The sequence below is a fragment of the Rufibacter sp. DG15C genome, from assembly GCF_001577755.1.
In the GTDB taxonomy this organism is placed as follows: domain Bacteria; phylum Bacteroidota; class Bacteroidia; order Cytophagales; family Hymenobacteraceae; genus Nibribacter.
This window is the reverse complement of record NZ_CP010776.1, coordinates 3,713,450-3,734,032: the sequence shown is the minus strand read 5'-3', so window position 1 is coordinate 3,734,032 and position 20,583 is coordinate 3,713,450. Positions and strand designations below refer to the sequence as shown.

The window sequence follows — 20,583 nt, the reverse complement described above, 5'->3', positions numbered from 1 at the left end:
AATCTCAACAGAAAAGCAGCGTACTACATTGTCTTGGAATAGAAAAACTTGTTAGGGAGCTTCTATTGCAAGCAAGTATTTTCAGAAGAAGTATGGCTAAGGCATTTGATAAACCACCGCGTTGGCGTTCATGCCCGCGCCCACCGAGGCGAAAACCACCGGTTTACCCGCTTCAAAATGGTGAGAATCCAATTCCTTTCTATTCACCAAATCAAATAAGATGGGTAAGGTGGCCACCGAATTATTCCCCAGCGTGTTCACCGTCATCGGCATGATGCCCTCCGGAATCTCAGAATGCCCATACAATTTGAACAAACGCTCTAGCATGGCCTCGTCCATTTTCTCATTGGCCTGGTGGATGAGTACTTTCTGGATGTCCAATAACTCTACACCAGCTTTCTGCAAGCACTTTTGTATCACCTGCGGTACCGCCGTTAAGGCATATTCATAAATCTTGCGACCGTCCATTTTAATGTAGAGCTGGTCTTTGGGGACGCTTGGGTTATAGGAGTGCGTATTGCGTAGCCAATGGGCTTGCGAGTAAGTGTCTGAAACGGTTAAATGTCCCAGAATACCCACCTTAGACTCAGTTTCCTTTGCTTCCAGGATGACCGCCCCGGCGCCGTCAGAGTAAATCATGCTGTCCCGGTCATGCGGGTCAGAGACTCTGGAAAGGGTTTCGGCGCCAATGACCAGAATGCGCTTGGCGTCCCCAGACTGCAAGAAATAATGCGCCTGAATAATAGCCTGCAACCAACCCGGGCACCCAAAAGGCAGGTCATAGGCCACGGTATAGGGATTCTTAATCTGTAATAAATGTTTCACCCTTGCCGCCAAGGTAGGCACCATGTCCACGCAGCCACAACCGGCTTTCACGTCTCCGTAATTATGCGCGACAATGATATAATCCAAAGTCTCTGGGTCAATTTGGGCGTGCGCAATGGCTTCTTGAGCCGCTCTAAACCCCAAGTCAGAAGAAACCATACCCTCCTCTGCGAAGCGCCTTTCCCTAATGCCCGTAATCTGCTGAAACTTGCGGATGATGGTTTCATTGGAGCCTTCCAAAGAATGACCTTGGGCATCAAAGAAAGAGCTGTTCAGGAAATGGGAGTTGTCAATGACGTTGCCAGGAATATACCGGCCAGAGCCTGTTATGACAGAAGAAAGAAAACGGGAAGCCATAGGGTACGCGGAAGCTAAAAGGGTTTGAACGCTAAGTTTGGCTAAGTCCAGCGCCGCATTGGAGGAAACTGCGGTAGTGGGTGAATCAATCCTTCATCATAATCTAATAGGATGAATGAATTTGGAAGAGATGATTCTGGCAGAAAAGGTAGGAAGTAAAATGGAAATCTCTAACTGATTCTCAGTATTTATACTATTAACCAGCTGATGCGTAGATAGGGGACCTCCACTGGGAAAGCAAAAGAAGCAGAAATATAGGAGCGTGCCTGTTGAGTGGAGCTTACTAGGATGTAATAGATGGCAGGTTGTTAGTCAAAGATAAGCTTGGCGCCACCCAAAAAGATAAAGATCCAAATGAGGCCTTTGATAAAGAAAAACAGAAAGCCAGCTATGCCCATGCGCTTGAGGGCTTTTTTCCAGTCTGCCATAGTAGGGGTAATTAAGGTGCTATAAATTTAGTTGGGGGAACGGCTAAAACCAAAATCGTTTTTAGCCTACTTTTTAGAAAACAACCCAAAAACGGCTTTTAGTTTCACATCAAGTTTTGCGTCATACTCACTAAAAAGAGAATCCGGCGCTCTGTAGGCAGAACACCGGATTCATTTTTCAATTAAAGCTTGTAGGCAATTGTAGTTACAAACTGTCTTGGAGCGATTGGATTGATGCTGTTGTCATCATGGGCGTTATAGCTCAGTTTGTTCAGGAGGTTGGTCATTTTTAGGCGAAGGGACACCCGCTGATAAGCATAGCCTACGTGGGCATCAAACATCATGTAATTAGGCAGGGCTATCAGTTTGTACGTGGGGTTGGCATCTGTTCGGTTTCGGCCGGCCAACCGGTCACCTACATAAAAGGCCGTTGCACCTAAGTTCAAACCACTTAACTCAGCCTTCTGGAAGGCATAGAACACGCTGGCGTTGGCCGTATGAGATGGGTTGTAGCGCAGGCGCTCGTTTTTGGCGTAGGTGTTGCTTTTGGTGTAGCGGGTGTCATTGTAGCTGTAGCCTCCAATTAATGACCAACCTTGTATTGGTTTGCTCATTAGATCCAACTCAATGCCTTGACTAGTTACCTCGCCGGCCAATTCTTTGATGTTGTTGTTGGTATTGGCGGTTACACCATCTGCTAAGAACAAGGCTCGTTGCGCAAAGTTGCTGTTCTTGATTTGGTAGGCCGTTAGGTTGGCAGAAAGTAAACCGTTCAGCAATTCGTTCTTCAACCCAACTTCATACTGGTCTGTGATGGAAGGGTCAAGGGGCTTTAGGTTAACGTCTGTCCCGGTGTTAGGCGTAAACGAGTTGGCATAGCTGACAAACAAAGACATATTCTGCGTAGGCTGAAAAACCACTCCCGCTCTTGGGCTGAAGGCGTAGTCATTGCTGTTGCTGGTGCCCAGCACTTCTTTCTTGGTAGATGGGTCGGTGACCGTAGATTCTCCTTCGGTGTCAATGGCGCTGTAACGTAAGCCCGCCAACACTTTCAGCTTCTCAGATACACTGATCAAATCCTGCGCATACAACCCGAAGCGGTTAGAAACGGTTTTTGTGTTGTAGGGCTTGGTGGTAAAGTCTGGTATGTCTTTGCGCTGGTTGTCTGCGTTCAGGTTGTAGATGTTGATGACATCATAGGCGGCTATGGCGTTAAACACGGGAGCCTCTGTGTCATACTTATCAGCGTCGCCACCAACCAATAAGGTGTGTTTTACAGAACCGGTCGTTAATTTGCCGATAAAGTCCAGTTGGGTTAGGTAGTATTTTTCATCTGAGGCAGAGCGTTGCAAACCTCTTTTCAGGTCGCCGTTTGACCTTCCTTCGGCGTCAATCACAAAATTGGTAGGGCGGGAAGTGGTCAGCAAAGCCACATTGTAATTCTGGAAAGAGTTGGTGCTTCGTATCTCAAAGTTGTCGTTTAGGCGGTGCGTAATGGTAGCCATGGCACTGCGCTGTTCTACCTCGTTTTTGGCGAAGGAAACGCCCAAATACGTGCTGCGCGGCAAGTTGGTGATGGCATAGTTGATGGCACCCACCCCGTAGTCTGGCGTGCGCGTGTCATGCATATAATCGCCTTCCAGCAAGATTTCTGTTTTAGCGCTGGCCTTGAATAAGACCGAAGGGTTGATGTAGAAGCGTTCTGCTTTTACTTGGTCTCTAAAACTACCAGCGTTTAAATACGTGGTGTTAAGGCGATAAGCGAACTGGTCGCTGTTATTGATGGAGCCATACACGTCCACAGTTGGCTTATAGTAGTCGTAGCTTCCGGCCCGCATGGATATTTCACCGCCGTGCTCAAACTTCGGTTTTTTGGTCACCAGGTTCAAGACACCGCCGGCGGCCACGTTGCCGAACAAGATGGCATTGCTTCCTTTCAAGACTTCTACGCGCTCCAGGCTGGACATCTCGGGCATGATGCCGTTGTTGAACCGCGATCCGTTTTTGAAGGTGTTGCTGCTCCCAAACGCGAAGCCGCGGCCGGCAATCTCTTCCTGGGTGCCTCCGGTATTGCCCATCTGGTAGACACCATTCACCTGTTGTAAGACTTCACCCAGGGTCTGAACCTGCTGTTTTTCCAATACTTCGGCTCCAATGATGGTGGTACTTTGCGGCAGATCAAGAGGATTGATGGCAATTTTACCAATGGCAACCGGCTTCTCGTTAATAGACTGTCTGCCGGTTACCGTCACCTCTTGCAATTGGGTTGAGGTTTTGTTTACAAGAAAATCTTGTATGGTGGTTTGACCCGCGTTCACATTCACCAGCTTTTCTTGGGCCTCATAGCCAATGCAAGTGGCAATAAGGGTATAGGTGCCCGCAGGAATATTCTTGAAAGTGAAAGCCCCTTCTTCATTGGTGATAGCTGACTTGTTCGCTTCTTTTAATAACACCGACACATAGGCGGCAGGCTCACCATCTGCTGAGGTAACCCGCCCACGCAATGCATTGTTCTGCGCAATCAAGGAGAGGGAACATAGGAAAAAGAGGATGGTAACAAAGAAGGCTTTTGGGGAGATAGGGGAGGTATAGTTTGGGCTCATGTTCTAATATTTATTTAGATTAGTTCTAAACTGACACAAACTAACAGCCTATTTAGACACAGTCCAAATAATATTTAGATTATTTTTAAATAAGGATAAAATTATAGCAGGATAACTCTAAAACGAGAAAGGTACACTAATCTCAACCGAGCACGAGGGTACCATACTTTCAAATATTAACTTATTGAAAGACAATTAAATAGGAGAGTAGTAATTCCTTTGGTTGATAAGGAAATAGACAATACGAGAAATCCCTCACCGTACTTTTGACGATGTGAGCAGGTAGAAAAGGAAAGTTGGAAGCTTAAGAGTAGACCTTAAGGAAGGACTACCTTGTAGAGGTGGTTGGTCTATAAAAGGCCCGCGTCTTTCAAAGCCTTCTTAGGGAGCTTAGACTTTATCATTTCATAAGAGTCTTTAATCCGTCGCTCCACTTCGGCTTGGGAGAGGGTGTTTCCGTCAGAGGCTAAAATCCAGTGGTAACGTGCCAGGTACGGGGCAGGGGTAAGACCCGGCAGAACCGACAATTCATGGAAGTCTTCTGGGTTCACCTTAAACGAAAAGGAAAGCGGAGACTCCAAGCTGGCCACGCAGAACATCTTGCCACCAATGGAAAAGCATAGGTCATGCTCCCATTTGACATCTTCGGTGACGGCGGGCAAGGAAAGGCAGAAGGCACGAAGCGTTTCAAGATGCATAAGAGTAATCGTTTTTGACCTGTTTCCATAAAAGTAAGCCAAAAACGACTGCCATAAAAAAGCTACTCCCGTTTTTGGCCTGTTTTCTAAAAATCAGGCTAAAAACGGGAGTAGCTAAAAAAAATGACTAGCGCAGATTAATGCATGCCTCCGTCGCCGCGGCGCTGGAAGTTACCTGGCATTTGCTGCTGGTTTGGCTTGGCATTGTTCATTCCAAACATGCGTAGGTTGTAAACAAAGCTCACCATGAAGTACCGCTGCAACACGTTGGTTTGAACTTCTTCTACGTAAGAGCTGCTTAGGTTTTGTTGTATGCTCGTGTTTTCACCTAAAATATCAAATGCTGAAAGTCTAATCTCTGCCTGCCGGTCTTTCATGAACTTGTAGCCCACACTCCCATTCCATAACAAAAAGGTTGGATCTATTTCGTCGGCTAGTCCACCATTATATTGATGATTTAGTTCAGTAGTCAAATTCAAGCCTTTCCAAACCAGCCAATTGAGTCTAAATTGACTGCTCTGGTTGTAGTAGCTATTGTTTTGGTCTTTGTTCAATGAATAAGTACCTTCATTGTAAGTTGCATTGGTAGAAAACAGAAAGTCCAGGTTCTCACTGATGTTAGAGCTTAAAGTAAGTCCACCACCTACATTAGATGTCGCTAAGTTGTTTTCAAGGCCATCTTCTAAACCAGGATTTTTAGTGTAAGAAGCGTTGGCATTCACGTTAACGTTAGATTTAATAAAAGGCACCGGAAGTCCATATACCAAGAAGGTTCTCATGGTGTATTGACCACCCAGATTCACTGGTCTTATTAATCTTAGGTTAGGGCTTTCTTCCCAAGTTTTGTCAGTTGGGTCTGGGTTAGGATTGTTTTCTGCATTAAGCGTTTCTCTACCAATGTAGTCTTGCGCTGTAGAACCCCCTACCACAATAAAGAAGGATGAAGATTTCCCTGGATTGGCTGCTGAATAGCGAACGTTAAAATTGTGATTGAAGCTTTGTTGTAATGCCGGGTTTCCTTGCGTCCAAATCAATGAGTTAGATTTGTCAATGGCGCTTTGCAACTGATCTACAGAAGGCGTCTGTGGACGACCATTGTAGAAGATCCGCACGTTGCGGTCTGAATTGAAATTATAGCGCAACATACCAAACGGCAACACATTATGGTACTTGTAAGATGGATTCATTACAGACGGTAGAATCTGGTCTGTCTCCAAAGTTAGGTACTGGTAACGGGCGTTCAGCATCACCTGGAAATCTTTGTTGTTATACCTCCAACCAGTTCCAAACTCTTGTGTCTTAGTAGTGCTTTCCAATAAACTAGACTGGCTTTCCACTAGAGTCGTGTATTCTTCACTATTCTCAGCCCGTTCATAGGTTCGGTAGTCTCCGTCAGATTTATTATAGTTTGTAGCATAAGTAAGCTGCAATTGGGTTTTATCTGTAAGAGGTTCAGTATAGTTTACATTAGCTCCTAAAACTAAACCACTATTATCCAAGATGGATATTTGGTCTTGCAGGTTGGTACGGTCACCATTGATTGTGTTAGAGAATATATCTTTATCTGCGTCATTGCTGTTGTAGCCGGTAGATACATCAAAACTGATGGTTCTACCTCTCTTGGCAAAGCTGTGGCGGTACAAAATGTTGTTATTTACATTAAGTCCAGAAAGGTTAGAATCTATGAGACGGGTTAAGGAAGTAATGGGCGAACCACTTATGGTGGATCCACTTACATTTTCATTGCCTTCGTTCTGCTGGAAACTAATTCTGGGTCTTACAATAATAGAATTAGCTGAATCAATAGCATACGTCAACCTAAAGTTTAAACGGTGATTTTGGTTAACAGCCCCTGTTATTCCGTTTTCATTATAAATACTGTAAGAAATACCCTGACGTAAGTTGTCTCTATAAAGTGAATAGTTAGAGTTGGTGTTGGAGTGGTTGAAGAAGTAACTGCCTTGCACATCTACTTTCTTGCCCCATTTGTCCAGGTAATTGATACCCACAGCATTGGTGCGCGCAATACCGTTGTTGGTGTTCACTAGGAAGTCGCCGGTGTTGTTGCCGCCGCCGCCAAAACCTCCGCCACCTGGGCCGCGCTGTCCGCCGCCGCCACGGTTTCCGCCGCCGCCACGGCTAGAGGCACTGGCAACGCCCACTAAATCCTCTGAGGAGAAGTTCTGCTCGTTGACGTTGTTGCTCAGGCCCACAATAGAAATGCGTCTGTCGCCTTCAAACTGGTTGATGTTGCCACTCACTCTGTATCGGTCATCGGTGCCTGCGCCTACGCTCACCCGGCCAAAACGACCGGTTCTAAACTCTGGCTTGGTGATGATGTTGATGGTCTTTTGCTCATTACCGTCGCTGAAACCAGTAAACTGCGACTGGTCACTTTGGCGGTCAAACACTTGTATTTTGGAGATCACCTCGGCGGGCAGGTTCTTTAAAACCGCGCTGGGGTCTTCCCCGAAGAACTCTTTCCCGTCCACCAAAACACGCTGCACACGCTCGCCTTGGGCCTGTACCTGTCCGTTTTGGATGGTCACGCCGGGCATTTTCTGGATGAGGTTTTCGGCGTTGGCGTCTTTATTTACTTTGTAAGCGGCAGCGTTCATCTCGGCGGTGTCTGCCTTGGTGATGACCGTGGCCGCTCTGCCTACCACTTCCACTTCGCGCAAACGCTGACTAGCCGAAGACAAGGTAAGGGTGCCCAAAGCCACTGATGAACCGCTTACTGTGACACCTCTATAGAAATCTGTGAAACCCAGGTAAGAAGCTTTGACAATGTAGCGCCCGGCTGGTACGCTGGCAATCTGGAAACCCCCGTCCACGTCTGTGGCTGCGCCTCTAAATACAGAGGAGTCAGCTTTCAGTAAGGCCACTGTGGCGCCAATGAGAGGAGAGCCGCCGCCTACCACGGTTCCGCTCACGGACGTGGACTGGCTGAAGGCTGTAAAGGAGAGCGTGAAAAGGAGAAGGAGGAGTAAACTTTGTTTTTTCATTACAAAATGGTTTGGACTTTGACCAGCCCCAAACCCAAAGGTTTAATGTACCTACAAAAAATAAATCCGTTTTCGGCCTGATTTCTAAGAAACAGGCAAAAAACGGATTTTAAAAATTAGTGAGGAAAATACCGGTTTACTTCGTTTTTAAAAATTGAAGCAAGGGCGTGATAAACTTGCTGTAGGCTTCTATGTGCGGCAGGTGCCCTACGTTGGCCAGTTCCACCAATTTACTATTGGGTATTTTCTTGGCGGTTTCTTTGCCTAGTGCAGGGTAGTTGCCCAGCTTGGCGCGTGCCTCAGGGCTGGCATTGGCTTTGCCCAAGGCAGTTTTATCGCGCTGGCCAATAATGAGGAGCGTCGGCATTTTGAGCTGGTTGAATTCATACAACACGGGCTGGGTGTAGACCATGTCATAGGTGAGCGCGGCATTCCAGGCTATCTTTGGGTAGTCTGGGTGCATGGTCCAGCCGGCCAACACGTTCACCCACTCGTCATAGGCAGGATCCCATTTGCCACCGTAGTAGTTGTCTAGCTGGTACTTCTTGATGCCTTCATAATTCTGCTTGAGTTCACTGGCATACCATTGGTCAATGGATTGGTAGGGCACCCAGCGTTTCCAGTCTTCCAAGCCAATGGGATTTTCAAGAATGAGTTTATGCGCAGTTTCTGGGTACATCAAGGCAAAGCGCGTGGCCAGCATGCCGCCCATGGAATGGCCCAGGACTGATACCTTTTTTATACCCAAGCTATCTAGCAAGCTTTTGGTGTTCTGGGCTAAAAGCTGGAAGCTGTACTGGATGTTCTGTGGTTTGCTGGATTTCCCGAACCCAATCTGATCTGGGATAATAACTCTATAACCGTTCTTGCTTAAATCTTTAGCCGTTTGCGCCCAATAGGCGCCGTTAAAGTTCTTGCCATGCAGGAGCAGCACCGTCTGTCCATTGGCTTGCTGGGGTTTCACGTCCATGAACGCCATTTTCATGGGTTGTTTTTGCACCGTCAGGTGATGAAAATGAACCGGAAACGGGTACTCATAATAGGTAAGTTCTGGGTCCAAAGGCTTGGGTTGGGCCAAAGCCACCTGAAACGTGAAGAGTATCAGAAAGAAGGGGAGAAGGTGTTTAGGCCACATGTTGTTTAAAAAGAATTGTGCTTCCTTTTTAACGCAGTCCAATCATCCCTGTTGCCTACCTTCCCTAAATGTAAGTACAAGTAAGTGAATCTTCGTTTTTAGCTTGATTTCCAGAAATCAAGCTAAAAACGAATAAGTGCAAGAAATCCTTAGTCCGTCCCAGTAAAGGAATCTTTACTCAGATGGAGTTATTCTCCCAATCAGCTTTGACCATTTCAAATTTCACTTCGCCGTCTGGAGTCATGCCGGTTTTACGCCAACCGGTTCTGGTATAGAACTCCTCTGCTCTGGTGCCAGGGCTGGTGGAAAGCCAGAGATGATCAATCTTTAGAAAAGCGTAGGTAAGCATCTGTTGTTGCAAAGCTTTGCCAATGCCCTGTTTGTCATACCCAGGAGCTACAAACAGCGCCCAGATGTTCTGGGTTAGGATATCTGCAAAGGCAAAACCCACTATGCGTCCTTCCGCTTCGGCTACCCAACCTTTGTTGGGAGCTTGCAGCATAGGCTCATAGTCCTGGTCTTTTATTCTGTCTGGGTGGCTAAGCTTGTTTTCTTGCACGGCCCGGCGTACTACCTGCATGGCGGGTATGTCTATTAGGGAAGCCTCACGGATTTGCATGGCGGCAAGTTAGGTAATTTTCGTTTTTGGCCTGTTATCTGGAAACAAAGCCAAAAACGAACGCTGCTTCAGGTTTTGTTATTGGACCGATGATAAAAACAGCATCATGGAGACGGCGCTAAAGGTAACCACTCCTATTCCTGCCCCCATAGCCACCTTGCCCAACTTCCGCTTATGGGCTTGCTTTTTGTATGCTGCCTTGTAGTAGGGGTCTGAGAGGTATTTAAAATCTGAGACCTCCCGCGCATTGATTTTAGGCGGAACCGCTGCTACCACCACCAAGGCCGGGAAAAATGCCCAGGTGGCCAAGGCGCTTCCCCAGAGAGCCCCGTTCCCTTTGTAATAGATTTTGGCGTCTTTCTTACCTAACAATGCCATTTGGGTAGGAGTGAGCTGAGTAGGTTCACTTTGGAGCGTTTCCTGGTTTAGAACTTCCTTTGTGCCATTGGCAAACGTGACCATGAATACTTCCTTGCGGTCCAGTACATGCAGGCTGTCCTGGGTTTTCTCTGGCAGTTTGAAGACAACGTGCGCTAAGGTGATTTCAATTACTTTGGCTTTGATCTCGTCACCGGTCACTTTCAAGATAGTGTCTTGCGCTTGCGTGGTAATAGATAGACAAAGCAAAAAGAAGAGCGTAAACAGTAAATGTTTTTTCATGACGTGATAGGCTTAGTCTTTCCTAGAATTGAATCCAAACAACAAGCTGGCTCTAAGTCCGTCCTTGCTAGGCACCACCGCCAAGTTCACTGGGAAATTGATGCCCTCAGACTGGAAATTGGTACCCACGGCAATGACCAAGCCCGTCCCAGCCACCGACACATTGGGGCCTACGCCCAATTCAAATCCTTTGGGGCCGCGCAATCCTACCAGCGCGCTCAAGCTGGGGATAAACGTGCCCTGCTCCAATCCACCTACCAATGGAATGAATTCGGCAAGGCCGGTCAAGCCTTTGGAGGTAGTGAAGATGCGGGTTTCAAACTGCCACCCAAACTGCGTAAGAAAGGGGTAGATGTCATGGTCTTCTTTGAGCTTATCTGCCAGGCCACCCGCTACTACCGTAAAGCCCAGCCTGGGTCCGCCTAATTTGATGCTTTGCTGCACAGCAGGATCTTCTTGCAAGGTTGGCGGAGTACTCGTTTGCGCCGATGGCGCAGCCGTGATGACTTCTTTGGTACCATTGGCATACCTGATCATGAACACGTCTCTCTTCAAGATAGAGATAATGGGCCCGTCTTGGTAGTCAAAGCGCTTGTATTTGATGACGTCTGGGGCAATTTCCAAGATTTTAGCACTTATCTCATCACCGTTTCTTTTTACAAGGATGTCTTGGGCAATAGCTCCGGCAGTAGTCAAAAAGCAGAGCAAAGAAAGTAAGAGTGTTTTCATACAATAGGGTTAGAAGTAGGTTTGCTGTAATTGAATGATGAAAGGTATCTCTCCTTAAAAATATTAAACAGGTATGTTTCTAAAAGTTAGACTTTAATAAAATTTGTAGAAAGGGGTAAAAAACTGAATATCAGTATCTTAAAAGCTTGAAAACTTACTTTTAAAATAGCTATAATTGCATAGTAATTAACCTATATACAACCGATTGCCGCATGGACGATTTGAAAATCACGATAGATACCTTCTCACCAGATGACGTGCGGGACTTCGGGTATTTTATACAGCGGCAGAAAAAGAAAAAGGGAAGAAAAGACTACGAGCTATTTAAGTTGCTCTTGCTTAAGAAACCCCTCAAAAGTCAGGAGCTTGTAGAAAGGCTCTACCCAGAAGACAGCAACACGGTGGCTTATTATGCCTTGCGCAAGCGCCTGATGCAGCAGCTCACAGATTTCATTGTCTTAAAGCAAATGGCAGAGGACCCAACGGCAGGCTCCACGGTAATGGGATTGCTTTCGCTGGCCAGGTACTTGTTTGACAGCCAAGCCGAGCGGTTGGCCTGGAACATCCTGCGCAAAGCCGAGAAGATAGCCAGCCAGAATGAGCAGTTTGGGTTGCTGAATACCGTCTATAACCTGCAGATTGAAAAAGCAGACAGCCTGCACGCAGACGAGCTGGAGGACATCATCCAGAAGCGCAATGCCAACAAGCTCATCTCTGAGGAGGACGAACGCGCCAACATTGCCAGCAGCCTCATTGCCAAACGCTTAGGACACGCCCGGCACCAAGGCAGGTACCTTAAGTTTGAAGACACCATTCAAGAGGTTCTGGACACCTACGGACTTACCCAGGCGGTAAGCCAACGGCCTTCTTTGCTCTACAAGTTGATGCAGATTGCCCGGAGCGCCGTCCTTATCCGGAAGGACTTTTACACGTTTGAGCCCTACATCATTCACCAGTACCAGACGGCCATGCACACGCATGGTTTCTCCAAAGCCCATCAGTATTATAGAATGAGTCTGCTGTACATGATTGCCCACGTGCTATACCGTAACCGCAAGTTTACGCAGTCTAACCAGTATTTAGCAGAATTGAATGAGGCATTACAGAAAGAAGCGGCTACCCAGTTTACTACTTTTTTTCCTAAATATGTCTTGTTGAAAGCCGCCAATGATGCCTTCCTGCGGCAGCTACCCGAAGCCGTGCAGGCCATGGAACATCTGTTATCTCACAAAAAAATCACACTGCAACCCAAAGACTATCTGGCCGCAAAATTGGGGCTGAGTTTCCTGTATTTCGCGCAGGGTGCCTTCCAAAAAGCCAACCACGTGCTGCTTTACCTGGACAAGACCGACAAGTGGTGCGAAAAGATTATGGGGCTGGAGTGGGTGCTCAAGAAGAAAATGGGGGAAGTGATTATTCAATATGAGTTCGGGAATCTGGATTTGGCCCTGGACCAGATTCAAGCCTTTGAACGGAAGTTTAAAGAGGTGTTGAGCCAACCCATTTACCAGAATGCCACAGCCTTTCTGCAGTTGCTGCAACACTTCTTCTTACAACCAGATATAGCCTCCAGAAAAGCATTTTTACAACAGGTAGAATCCAGTTTGGCGTTTGGCCCGTCAGAGCAGGAGGACTTACCATCTATGAGCTATTACGCTTGGCTCAAATCCAAAATGCAAAACCGAAATTACTATGATGTGCTGGTGGAGTTGGCAGCGGGGTAGATGCGGTGGTAAAAATGGTGTTTTATTAGGCTCTCAAATGTTTGTAATTGCTGAAATTTTAGTACTAAACTATATGCAGAGAGTTGAGCTTATCTCTTGTAAAATTGTGTCTGCGCAGAGCGATCTCTGTTACCCTAGACTCCATGACATTCGTTCGCTATTCTTGTGTTAGAGGTCAAAAGTTATTGTCAATGGAGTATGGTCGCTGTGAGTTATCCAATTCTCATATGTCCCAATTTCTAAATGTTTTACTTTTTCAAAAATTTCGGCCGATGTAAAACAATAATCAATGTGGTAAGGTTTGTTCTTGTTGCGTTGTAGGTAAAAAGTTGGATGAATTTCTTTGCCTTGTTCTTGATTTAAATGTCTGTGATAAACACTATAAATATTTTTTTCTGCTAACCGTTCAACAACAGCCGAATGATTTGCAGCTCTATGTTGTTTGTCCCAAATTTTGTTACTGTTGAAGTCGCCAGTTAAGATTGTCAGTCCATTGTTAAGGAGTTGGTCATAATGATTAACTGCTTTCCAAACCTGCTCAATATATTGTCCGTCTGGGTCATTGCGATTGTTTGCCCAAATAGCAAAAAGTGTAAAGTCAATTTGTCCGCCAGTAACTGCAACAGGCGAAATGATTTTAATGTCTGCGTTGTATTCATCTAGCAATTCAAACTTGTAGTCGCTGTATGAAAAAATACCAAGTCCTTTGTGATGGTTGTCGCCAAACCACAGAAAGTTGGTAGGACGTTGAGTTGTCGAATTGAAAACTAATTTGTCAGGGTGCTCACATTCTTGAACTACCAATATATCTGGTTGTAGCAATAAAATTGTGTCTACTTTTTTTCTAAAAGCTCCTTGGCAATTCCAGGTTATTAATTTCATTATTTCATTTAACCAGATTGGTAAAAATTTGGCAAGGTTGACGCACAACTAATGGATAAGCGTTATACTATTTGCTTATCTGCCTTAATTGGGCAAGTAAGACATCAATTAAAACTTCAATCTAGAAAAAGTTGGTTAGTTGAAAAGCTGGAATCAGCTAGAAAGGAAAATTAAAAAATCAGCAGACCTGTAAGCCGGGTTTTGTCCTTCGCCCTACGGGCAAATGGCTTATCATTTATCTAGGCCAGTCCTCACGGAAAGGCTCCATCAACCTACCCACTGACATCGGACGAGCCGCCCTTAGTCCCACCCTAGGGTGAGACGCTGCCAGCCTATTTGGTCTTTCAACTCCTGAGGTTTACCCAGCCGGACTAGTCACCTAGCCGCTGGTGCGCTCTTACCGCACCTTTTCGCCCTTACCGGCCGAAGCCGGCGGTTATTTTCTGTGGCACTGGCTGTCACCTGGCCGTCTCCCGCCAAGTGCCTTCCCGTTAGGAAGCAGGATGCTCTGCGTTGCCCGGACTTTCCTCTCCGTCTAGTAAAAGACGCAGCGATAAGCCGGCCTGCCGATTTTTTACAAAGGTAGCGCTTTCTGCCCAAACAAGCGGCAGCAGATAAGAATCGTTTTTGAGCTGTTTTCCGGGAATTAGGTCAAAAACGGCCTGACTTACAATTGAGGTGAATTATAGGTAAGAATACTTAATTGCTTAAAAATGAATGTATTTCTCTAGGCATTTCACATCCTGGGTACGTACTAGGGAGAATGACAGATACGAGCGCAAGTACCAGTATGGAGAAAAAAGTAATAGACACTAAAAATGGGCAGCAGCGCAGAAGTAAAGGAAAAACCGTTGGCAAAGAGATTGAGTGGAACGGGGTTTCTTTGGAGACCATCCAGCAGGTTTTAGCCCAAATTGAAATGCTGCTGCAAGAAGGAGAGGCTATTGAAGAGGCCCATGGCGCGCATATCCAAAAAGTACATCCGGCGTTTAAATCCAGCGGTAAAAACCTGCTTCACTACCTGGCCTTCCGGAAACATGACAACCGCACGTTGCAGAGCCAATTGGCCAGGTTGGGGCTTTCCTCATTAGGCCGCGCCGAAGGGCATGTAGAAACCACCTTGCTGGCTGTTAAAAACCAATTGAACCTGTTGCTAGGGCACCTTACGCACAAAACACCTAGCCTGTCTACGCCTAATCCGTTTACGGCCTCATTACAGCCCAACATCTCAGCGCTGTTAGGGGAACCGGCACCAGGTAGGGAAGGCCGCATCATGATCACCTTTTCTACAGATTTGGCTGATGATTACAAGAGTGTGAAGGCGCTCATGAAAAGCGGCATGAACTGCGCGCGCATCAATTGCGCGCATGATGACAGTACCGTTTGGCAGAAAATGGTGGATAACATCAAACTCGCCGAAAAAGAGTTGGGCCAGTCCTGCAAAATTCTGTTTGACTTGATGGGACCCAAATTAAGGACCGGTCCCATGAAAGAAGGCCCCAAAGTGGTGGCCATTCACCCCAAGATCAACGAGGTAGGCGAAATCCTATCAGTAGCCAAAGTCTGGTTAGGACCAAAAGGAGTTCCGGCCCCAGAACCTGTAGACGCTTCTTTGCGCGTTTCTAAAAAATGGGCCAAAAATGCCCAGATTGGGGACACCATTTCGTTTAGAGACACACGCAAAAGAAAGAGAATCTTCACCGTTTCTCAGAAAGTAGACGGAGGCCTGTTGGTAGTCTCCTCAAAATCTGCGTACGTGACGGTGGGCACGCAACTCCATTTGTCAGGCAAGAAGGAAGATCCTTTCACCTATACTTTAGGTGAACTACCCGCCATGGTCATTCCGCTACAGTTAAAGACCGGGCAGGAGGTGGTACTGCATAGAAAGCGTATTCTAGGTGAACCCGCCCGCTATGACATTGACGGAAATCAGGTTGCACCTGCCCATATTTCCTGCACCCTGCCAGAGGTCTTCACCCGCGTAAAAGTAGGCGAGTCCATCTGGTTTGACGATGGCGAAATTGAAGGAGTGATTGAAGAGGTAGACAAAGACTTTCTGCGGGTCAAAATTACCTCTGCAGATGAGGTGGGCAGCAAACTACGGCCAGACAAAGGCATTAACCTGCCAGACAGTGACCTGCACCTTCATAAACTAACCGCCAAAGACCGCGAAGACCTGGCCTCCATTATTCCTTTCGCCGATATCATCAACCTATCCTTTGTGAGCCATCCCGAAATGGTGGAGGAACTGCAACAGGTCCTACATGAAAACCTAGCTACGCATGTGGCTATTATGCTTAAGATTGAAACCAAGGCCGCCTTTGACAATCTTCCGCATTTGTTGCTCACCCTCATGCGCCAACATCCGGCCGGCATCATGATTGCCCGCGGCGATTTAGCGGTAGAACTTGGCTGGCAGCGATTGGCCGAGGTGCAGGAAGAAATCCTCTGGATAGCCGAGGCTGCGCATTTGCCCGTGGTGTGGGCTACGCAAGTGTTGGAGAAACTCACCAAGAAAGGCCGTCCGTCGCGCGCCGAAATCACAGATGCCGCCATGGCCCAGCGCGCCGACTGCGTCATGCTCAACAAGGGGCCTTACATTTTAAAATCCATTGCCATGCTGGATGACATCATGAAACGAATGCAAGAGCACCAGTACAAGAAAACCTCGCTCTTGCGCATGCTCCACGTCTCAGCTATGAATGGCGTTTAGTGAGTCAAGAGTGAAGAGCCACGAGTCGCGAGTCAGGTATTAAAAAGGGAGGGTTTAGTAAAATTGGAAGTCAAAAGACATTCTTGAACAACTAAACTTCCCACTTGAATCATTTTGAAAAGACTGTGTGGATGAACTAATAAAGCTTTAGTTTGAATTGGTTGATCTATATATCAATTCCAGACTTTCTTAAAACAAAAGGATCCGTTTTTGGTCTGATTTCTAGAAATCAGGCCAAAAACGGATCCTTTATGAATGGTAAAGCTTATTTTAAAGATACTCTGGTAGCTCCGTAGCCAAATTTTTCTTTACGGGCTTCCTCGTAGAATTTAATGTGCGGGTTGCGGCTCAAGAGTTTTTGGATTTCCTTTTTCAGGACGCCGTTGCCGGTACCGTGTATGAAAATGATTTCGTGCATGTTGGTAGCCACCGCGCGTTCCAGAGCATCCTCAAAGGCGGCCAATTGTTGACGCAGAATCTCTGAATTGCTCATAGTCTTAGGATCAGAGTCAGGCAACAGCTTTTCAATATGCAAGTCTACCTCATGGCTGGGCGCGGCCACTTTTGCCACCTCGCCCAACGTATTAGATTCAATCATTTGTAACAGTATCTCGTCTGGATTGACAGCCACCGGCTTGGAGTCCAGTTGGAACAGGTATCCTTCTTTCTGTAAGACCGGCACCATTTTCTTGGCTTTGTAAAACGAAGAGGCTTTAAACTTCAGGCGTCTGGTTACTGGTTCAATTAAGTTGGTTGCGTTGAGTTTATGCTGTAGATACTGCACCACTAGATCAGGCCACTTGTCAAAGTCGTTCATGTGCAAATGCGCCACCGGTTTGGTCTTTTTGGAGGGTAGTTTGTCATTGCTGAGGGCGCGGTAACCTTTAGCAGATTCTTCGCCGTAGGTGAACAGCAAATCATACTCAGAATTGTTGACAATGTGTACCGCCAATAGTTCTGCCGTGGTATGAACCAAGCCAATATAGACGCCGGCCGCCGAGGCCACCTGCGCAGGCGCCAGATTGGCAATGCTGGGCCGTTGGGACACCACCGGTTCTGGCGTAGGGTTGTTCCCGAAGTGCTTCTCCTCCTCGGCGGCAATGACTACTACCTCACGGCGCATGACCGGTATGGTGAAGTCGTTGTCAATAGCAACCTCCACTAAGTTATTATCTAAAAAGCGGGTGATGACACCTTGCTCTTTGCCGTGCATCAGGCGCACGCGGTCTCCTATGTTCATGTCGTTTTTGGGCTAATTCTGGGAAAAGAGGCGAAAAATAGACAACCTCCTTTCCTCAAAGATACGCAAAAGGAAATGGCAGGGCCGAAGGAAGATAATACACTTGGCTTACATTTTAACCAAAGAAAAGGCAATTAGTATTCTAGAGGGTAAAGTGCCTAAAAGTAAAGGCCGTGCATCTTCCAACCCTGGCGGCGGTTGTACTCCAGCGCCGGGGCCGGAAACTTAAAAACAGACAATACTGCAAAAGTGCCTTTCAAAAACCGGCTTTTGGTAGGAATGGCCTGCCAGTTTAAATCTACGCTTAAGTAATATTGCCGGTAAGAGGAGAGGTTAGCCAGGCGGTTGGCGTCTGGGTCATGGTAGACAATCTCTTCGGCGCCGTAGCCAAGGACTAAGTTTAACCATTTAGGATACGCAGAGGCCTTAGGCAGGAATTTGGCCACATCCACGCTTAGCCAGTAGGTCTGTCCGTTGTAATCCTTCAAGAGTTGCTCCTGCCAGTTTTTGCCTAGTATATTGGGCCTAATAGCGGCGTAGCGGGTAGAATGAAAAGAGAACTTAGGCATGATTCTGGTCTCCTGCCAAGCCAGCTGTTGTCCAATCACTGCAAATGATCCGGCAGCGTTAGCCACCAAATCAGTAGCGGAGGCCCCGTAGTCAGGAGATCTACCATCCAAGTATTCAATGGGGCTTTGCAGGACTATGCCTAACAAACCGCCGTACCAAATGGCTTTCTTTTCAGGCAAACCTGCTTTTTTAAGCGCTTCAATGCCTAGTCTGCTTTCGTGGAAGGCACCCCAGAAGTGACCGGCCTTGTCCACCTGCTTCCATTCACGGGCGTCATTGAACCAATGAAATGAGGAGCGGGGCTGATCTTGATACCAGGTTTCGCCTAAAGCAATCAAACTACCGGTATACGCAGCCGCACCGCTTACCAACCACCAAGGGGAGAGTGGTTTGGTATGCAATAATGTGTCTGTAGATGTTAAAGGCGGGGTGAGTTGCGCGTAAGATGCACTAGAAGCTAGGCACGACAGAAGCAGGAACCAGAAAGGAACCCATGTTTTGCTGTATAAAGAGAGCTTATGTGCCACCTACCAAAAGTACACAAAGCTGGGCAAAACCCAGAAAAACTTACTTATCTAAAAAGAAGTGAAATAAAACTTGCACGGGAAATCTCAACCCTTACATTTGCAACATGAACCCTCAATTAGTACACGGCGCTTGGTGGCACATCCTTCATATTTGATGGGTGAACCGTTTGCTTTGTAATATTTGATTACGCCAAAGGCTCGGATTCACTCCGGGCCTTTGGCGTTTAATAGACTTTTTGAATTGCATTTAATACATAACAACATGGTACTAGGGGCTAACATGAAACAGCATTATTGGTGGCACCAATCTCAGGATTTGTGAACAGCACTTTAATGCCCATGCATTACCCATCCTTTTACCTAAAAGGCTTGCTGTTCTAAACAAACGGCAAGCCTTTTTTATTTAACACCCATGAGCACCTTCAAACTAAAAACGCAATACCGCCAACTGTTGGCAGACACAGTCACCCCGGTGGGCATCTACCTACAGCTGCGCGACAAGTACCGCAACTGTCTGCTGCTGGAAAGCTCTGACTACCACGGCCAGGAAAACTCCTTCAGCTACATCTGTTGTGAGCCCATTGGTGAGTTTGTGCTAAAGAACAACGTGCTGCGCCAGAGTTATCCAGACGGTACGTTTGAAGAGCAAGTGCTGGAAGACAAACGCGACGCGGTTCAACTGCTGCAGGCCTACACTCAGAAATTCAAGGCGCCTGACAATGAGTTCGGGTTTATCCAGAATGGGTTGTTTGGCTACATTTCGTTTGAGGCGGTGCAGTATTTTGAGAATGTTCGCTTCCAGGAAAAAGACACGGCGCATGCCGCCTTGCCTGAGATTCTGTACCATGCCTTCCGGTTTGTGATTGCCATCAACCACTTCAAAAACGAGCTTTATATTTTTGAGCACTTTCTGGGAAAAGAGCCTAAAAATGACGGTCTGGATGTGTTGGAATCGCAGATTAGGAACACCAACATCCCTTCTTTCAATTTTCAAGCTGATGGGCAGGAAATCTCCAACATGACGGATGAGGAATTCTTGAAAGTCTTGGAGCAAGGGCAGAAGCACTGTCACTTAGGCAACGTGTTTCAGATTGTCTTGTCCCGTCAGTTCAAGCAGGCATTTAGGGGCGATGAGTTCAATGTGTACCGGGCGCTTAGGTCCATCAACCCGTCGCCTTACCTGTTTTACTTTGACTATGGCACCTTCAAGATTTTCGGGTCCTCGCCAGAGGCACAGTTGCAGATAAAAGGCGACCAGGCCAGCATCTTTCCCATTGCCGGTACCTTCCAACGCACGGGTAACGACCAGTCAGACGCTGAGCTTACGCAGAAGCTGTATGATGACCCCAAAGAAAACGCAGAGCACGTGATGCTGGTAGATCTTGCCCGAAACGATTTAAGCCGCCACGGAAACAATGTGAAGGTTGAGGTCTTTAAAGAGGTGCAGTACTATTCCCATGTCATTCACCTGGTTTCTAAGGTGACGGCCACCTTGCCAGAAGCCCATGGGTCGGTGCAGATTGTGGCAGACACGTTTCCGGCAGGTACCTTGTCTGGGGCGCCCAAACACCGCGCTTTGACCATCATAGATGAACTAGAGCCTACCACCCGGGGTTATTACGGGGGCTGTCTGGGCTACCTAGGCTTTAACGGCGACTTTAACCATGCCATTATGATTAGGTCCTTTTTGAGCGTGAAAAACCAGTTGTACTACCAGGCGGGAGCAGGCGTGGTGGCCAAGTCAGACATCAACAGTGAGTTGCAGGAGGTGCACCACAAGCTGGCCGCCCTTCGCAAAGCACTGGAGAAAGCCACCAGCATTTAAAAATATTTAATCCACCGTTTTTGGCCTGATTTCTGGAAAACAA

General features: G+C 46.9%; 14 protein-coding genes and 1 other RNA gene. 3 read left to right on the top strand and 12 right to left on the bottom strand.

The window, feature by feature from the left end; translation table 11 throughout:
• Nucleotides 1–96: 96 nt before the first annotated feature.
• The 8 genes from TH61_RS16015 to TH61_RS15980 form a co-directional block, all read right to left on the bottom strand.
• On the bottom strand, nucleotides 97–1,182 hold the full coding sequence (locus TH61_RS16015) for a 3-oxoacyl-ACP synthase III family protein (RefSeq protein ID WP_066511532.1): 1,086 nt from the start codon (nucleotides 1,180–1,182) through the stop codon (nucleotides 97–99).
• A gap of 610 nt (nucleotides 1,183–1,792) precedes the next feature.
• Nucleotides 1,793–4,213: a TonB-dependent receptor gene (locus TH61_RS16010; protein WP_066511529.1), complete on the bottom strand. Its 2,421-nt coding sequence runs from the start codon at nucleotides 4,211–4,213 to the stop codon at nucleotides 1,793–1,795.
• 350 nt (nucleotides 4,214–4,563) lie between these two features.
• Nucleotides 4,564–4,911, bottom strand: a complete 348-nt coding sequence (locus TH61_RS16005; protein ID WP_066511526.1) for an MmcQ/YjbR family DNA-binding protein — start codon at nucleotides 4,909–4,911, stop codon at nucleotides 4,564–4,566.
• A 137-nt stretch (nucleotides 4,912–5,048) separates the two neighbouring features.
• On the bottom strand, nucleotides 5,049–7,916 hold the full coding sequence (locus TH61_RS16000) for an outer membrane beta-barrel protein (protein WP_066511524.1): 2,868 nt from the start codon (nucleotides 7,914–7,916) through the stop codon (nucleotides 5,049–5,051).
• Between the two features lie 136 nt (nucleotides 7,917–8,052).
• Nucleotides 8,053–9,051, bottom strand: a complete 999-nt coding sequence (locus tag TH61_RS15995; RefSeq protein ID WP_066511522.1) for an alpha/beta fold hydrolase — start codon at nucleotides 9,049–9,051, stop codon at nucleotides 8,053–8,055.
• Between the two features lie 178 nt (nucleotides 9,052–9,229).
• The gene (locus tag TH61_RS15990) at nucleotides 9,230–9,670 is read right to left on the bottom strand and encodes a GNAT family N-acetyltransferase (RefSeq protein WP_066511520.1); all 441 of its coding nucleotides are present in this window, start codon (nucleotides 9,668–9,670) and stop codon (nucleotides 9,230–9,232) included.
• 78 nt (nucleotides 9,671–9,748) lie between these two features.
• Nucleotides 9,749–10,330 carry a hypothetical protein gene (locus TH61_RS15985; protein ID WP_066511518.1) on the bottom strand — a complete coding sequence of 194 codons (582 nt, stop codon included), beginning with the start codon at nucleotides 10,328–10,330 and terminating at the stop codon, nucleotides 9,749–9,751.
• Between the two features lie 12 nt (nucleotides 10,331–10,342).
• Entirely contained in the window at nucleotides 10,343–11,059 is a 717-nt protein-coding gene (locus tag TH61_RS15980; protein ID WP_066511514.1) for a hypothetical protein, read from the bottom strand.
• Between the two features lie 212 nt (nucleotides 11,060–11,271).
• On the opposite strand from TH61_RS15980, the gene TH61_RS15975 reads away from it, so the two are divergent.
• A complete protein-coding gene (locus tag TH61_RS15975; RefSeq protein WP_066511511.1) occupies nucleotides 11,272–12,783 on the top strand; it encodes a hypothetical protein in 1,512 nt (503 codons plus the stop codon).
• A 168-nt stretch (nucleotides 12,784–12,951) separates the two neighbouring features.
• On the opposite strand, the gene TH61_RS15970 is transcribed toward TH61_RS15975, so the two are convergent.
• The gene (locus tag TH61_RS15970; RefSeq protein WP_066511509.1) at nucleotides 12,952–13,665 is read right to left on the bottom strand and encodes an endonuclease/exonuclease/phosphatase family protein; all 714 of its coding nucleotides are present in this window, start codon (nucleotides 13,663–13,665) and stop codon (nucleotides 12,952–12,954) included.
• A gap of 174 nt (nucleotides 13,666–13,839) precedes the next feature.
• An RNA gene (gene rnpB / locus TH61_RS15965) (RNase P RNA component class A) lies at nucleotides 13,840–14,235 on the bottom strand.
• A 220-nt stretch (nucleotides 14,236–14,455) separates the two neighbouring features.
• Between rnpB and TH61_RS15960 the strand changes: the two genes are divergently transcribed.
• On the top strand, nucleotides 14,456–16,378 hold the full coding sequence (locus TH61_RS15960) for a pyruvate kinase (RefSeq protein ID WP_066511507.1): 1,923 nt from the start codon (nucleotides 14,456–14,458) through the stop codon (nucleotides 16,376–16,378).
• Between the two features lie 265 nt (nucleotides 16,379–16,643).
• Here the strand turns inward: TH61_RS15960 and TH61_RS15955 are convergent, their stop codons facing one another.
• Nucleotides 16,644–17,618, bottom strand: a complete 975-nt coding sequence (locus TH61_RS15955) for a Smr/MutS family protein (RefSeq protein WP_066511503.1) — start codon at nucleotides 17,616–17,618, stop codon at nucleotides 16,644–16,646.
• Between the two features lie 158 nt (nucleotides 17,619–17,776).
• Nucleotides 17,777–18,589 (bottom strand): DUF2279 domain-containing protein, encoded by an 813-nt coding sequence (locus TH61_RS15950; protein WP_066511502.1) that lies wholly within the window; start codon nucleotides 18,587–18,589, stop codon nucleotides 17,777–17,779.
• Nucleotides 18,590–19,127: 538 nt separating this feature from the next.
• Between TH61_RS15950 and TH61_RS15945 the strand changes: the two genes are divergently transcribed.
• Entirely contained in the window at nucleotides 19,128–20,540 is a 1,413-nt protein-coding gene (locus tag TH61_RS15945) for an anthranilate synthase component I family protein (protein WP_066511501.1), read from the top strand.
• Nucleotides 20,541–20,583: the final 43 nt, after the last annotated feature.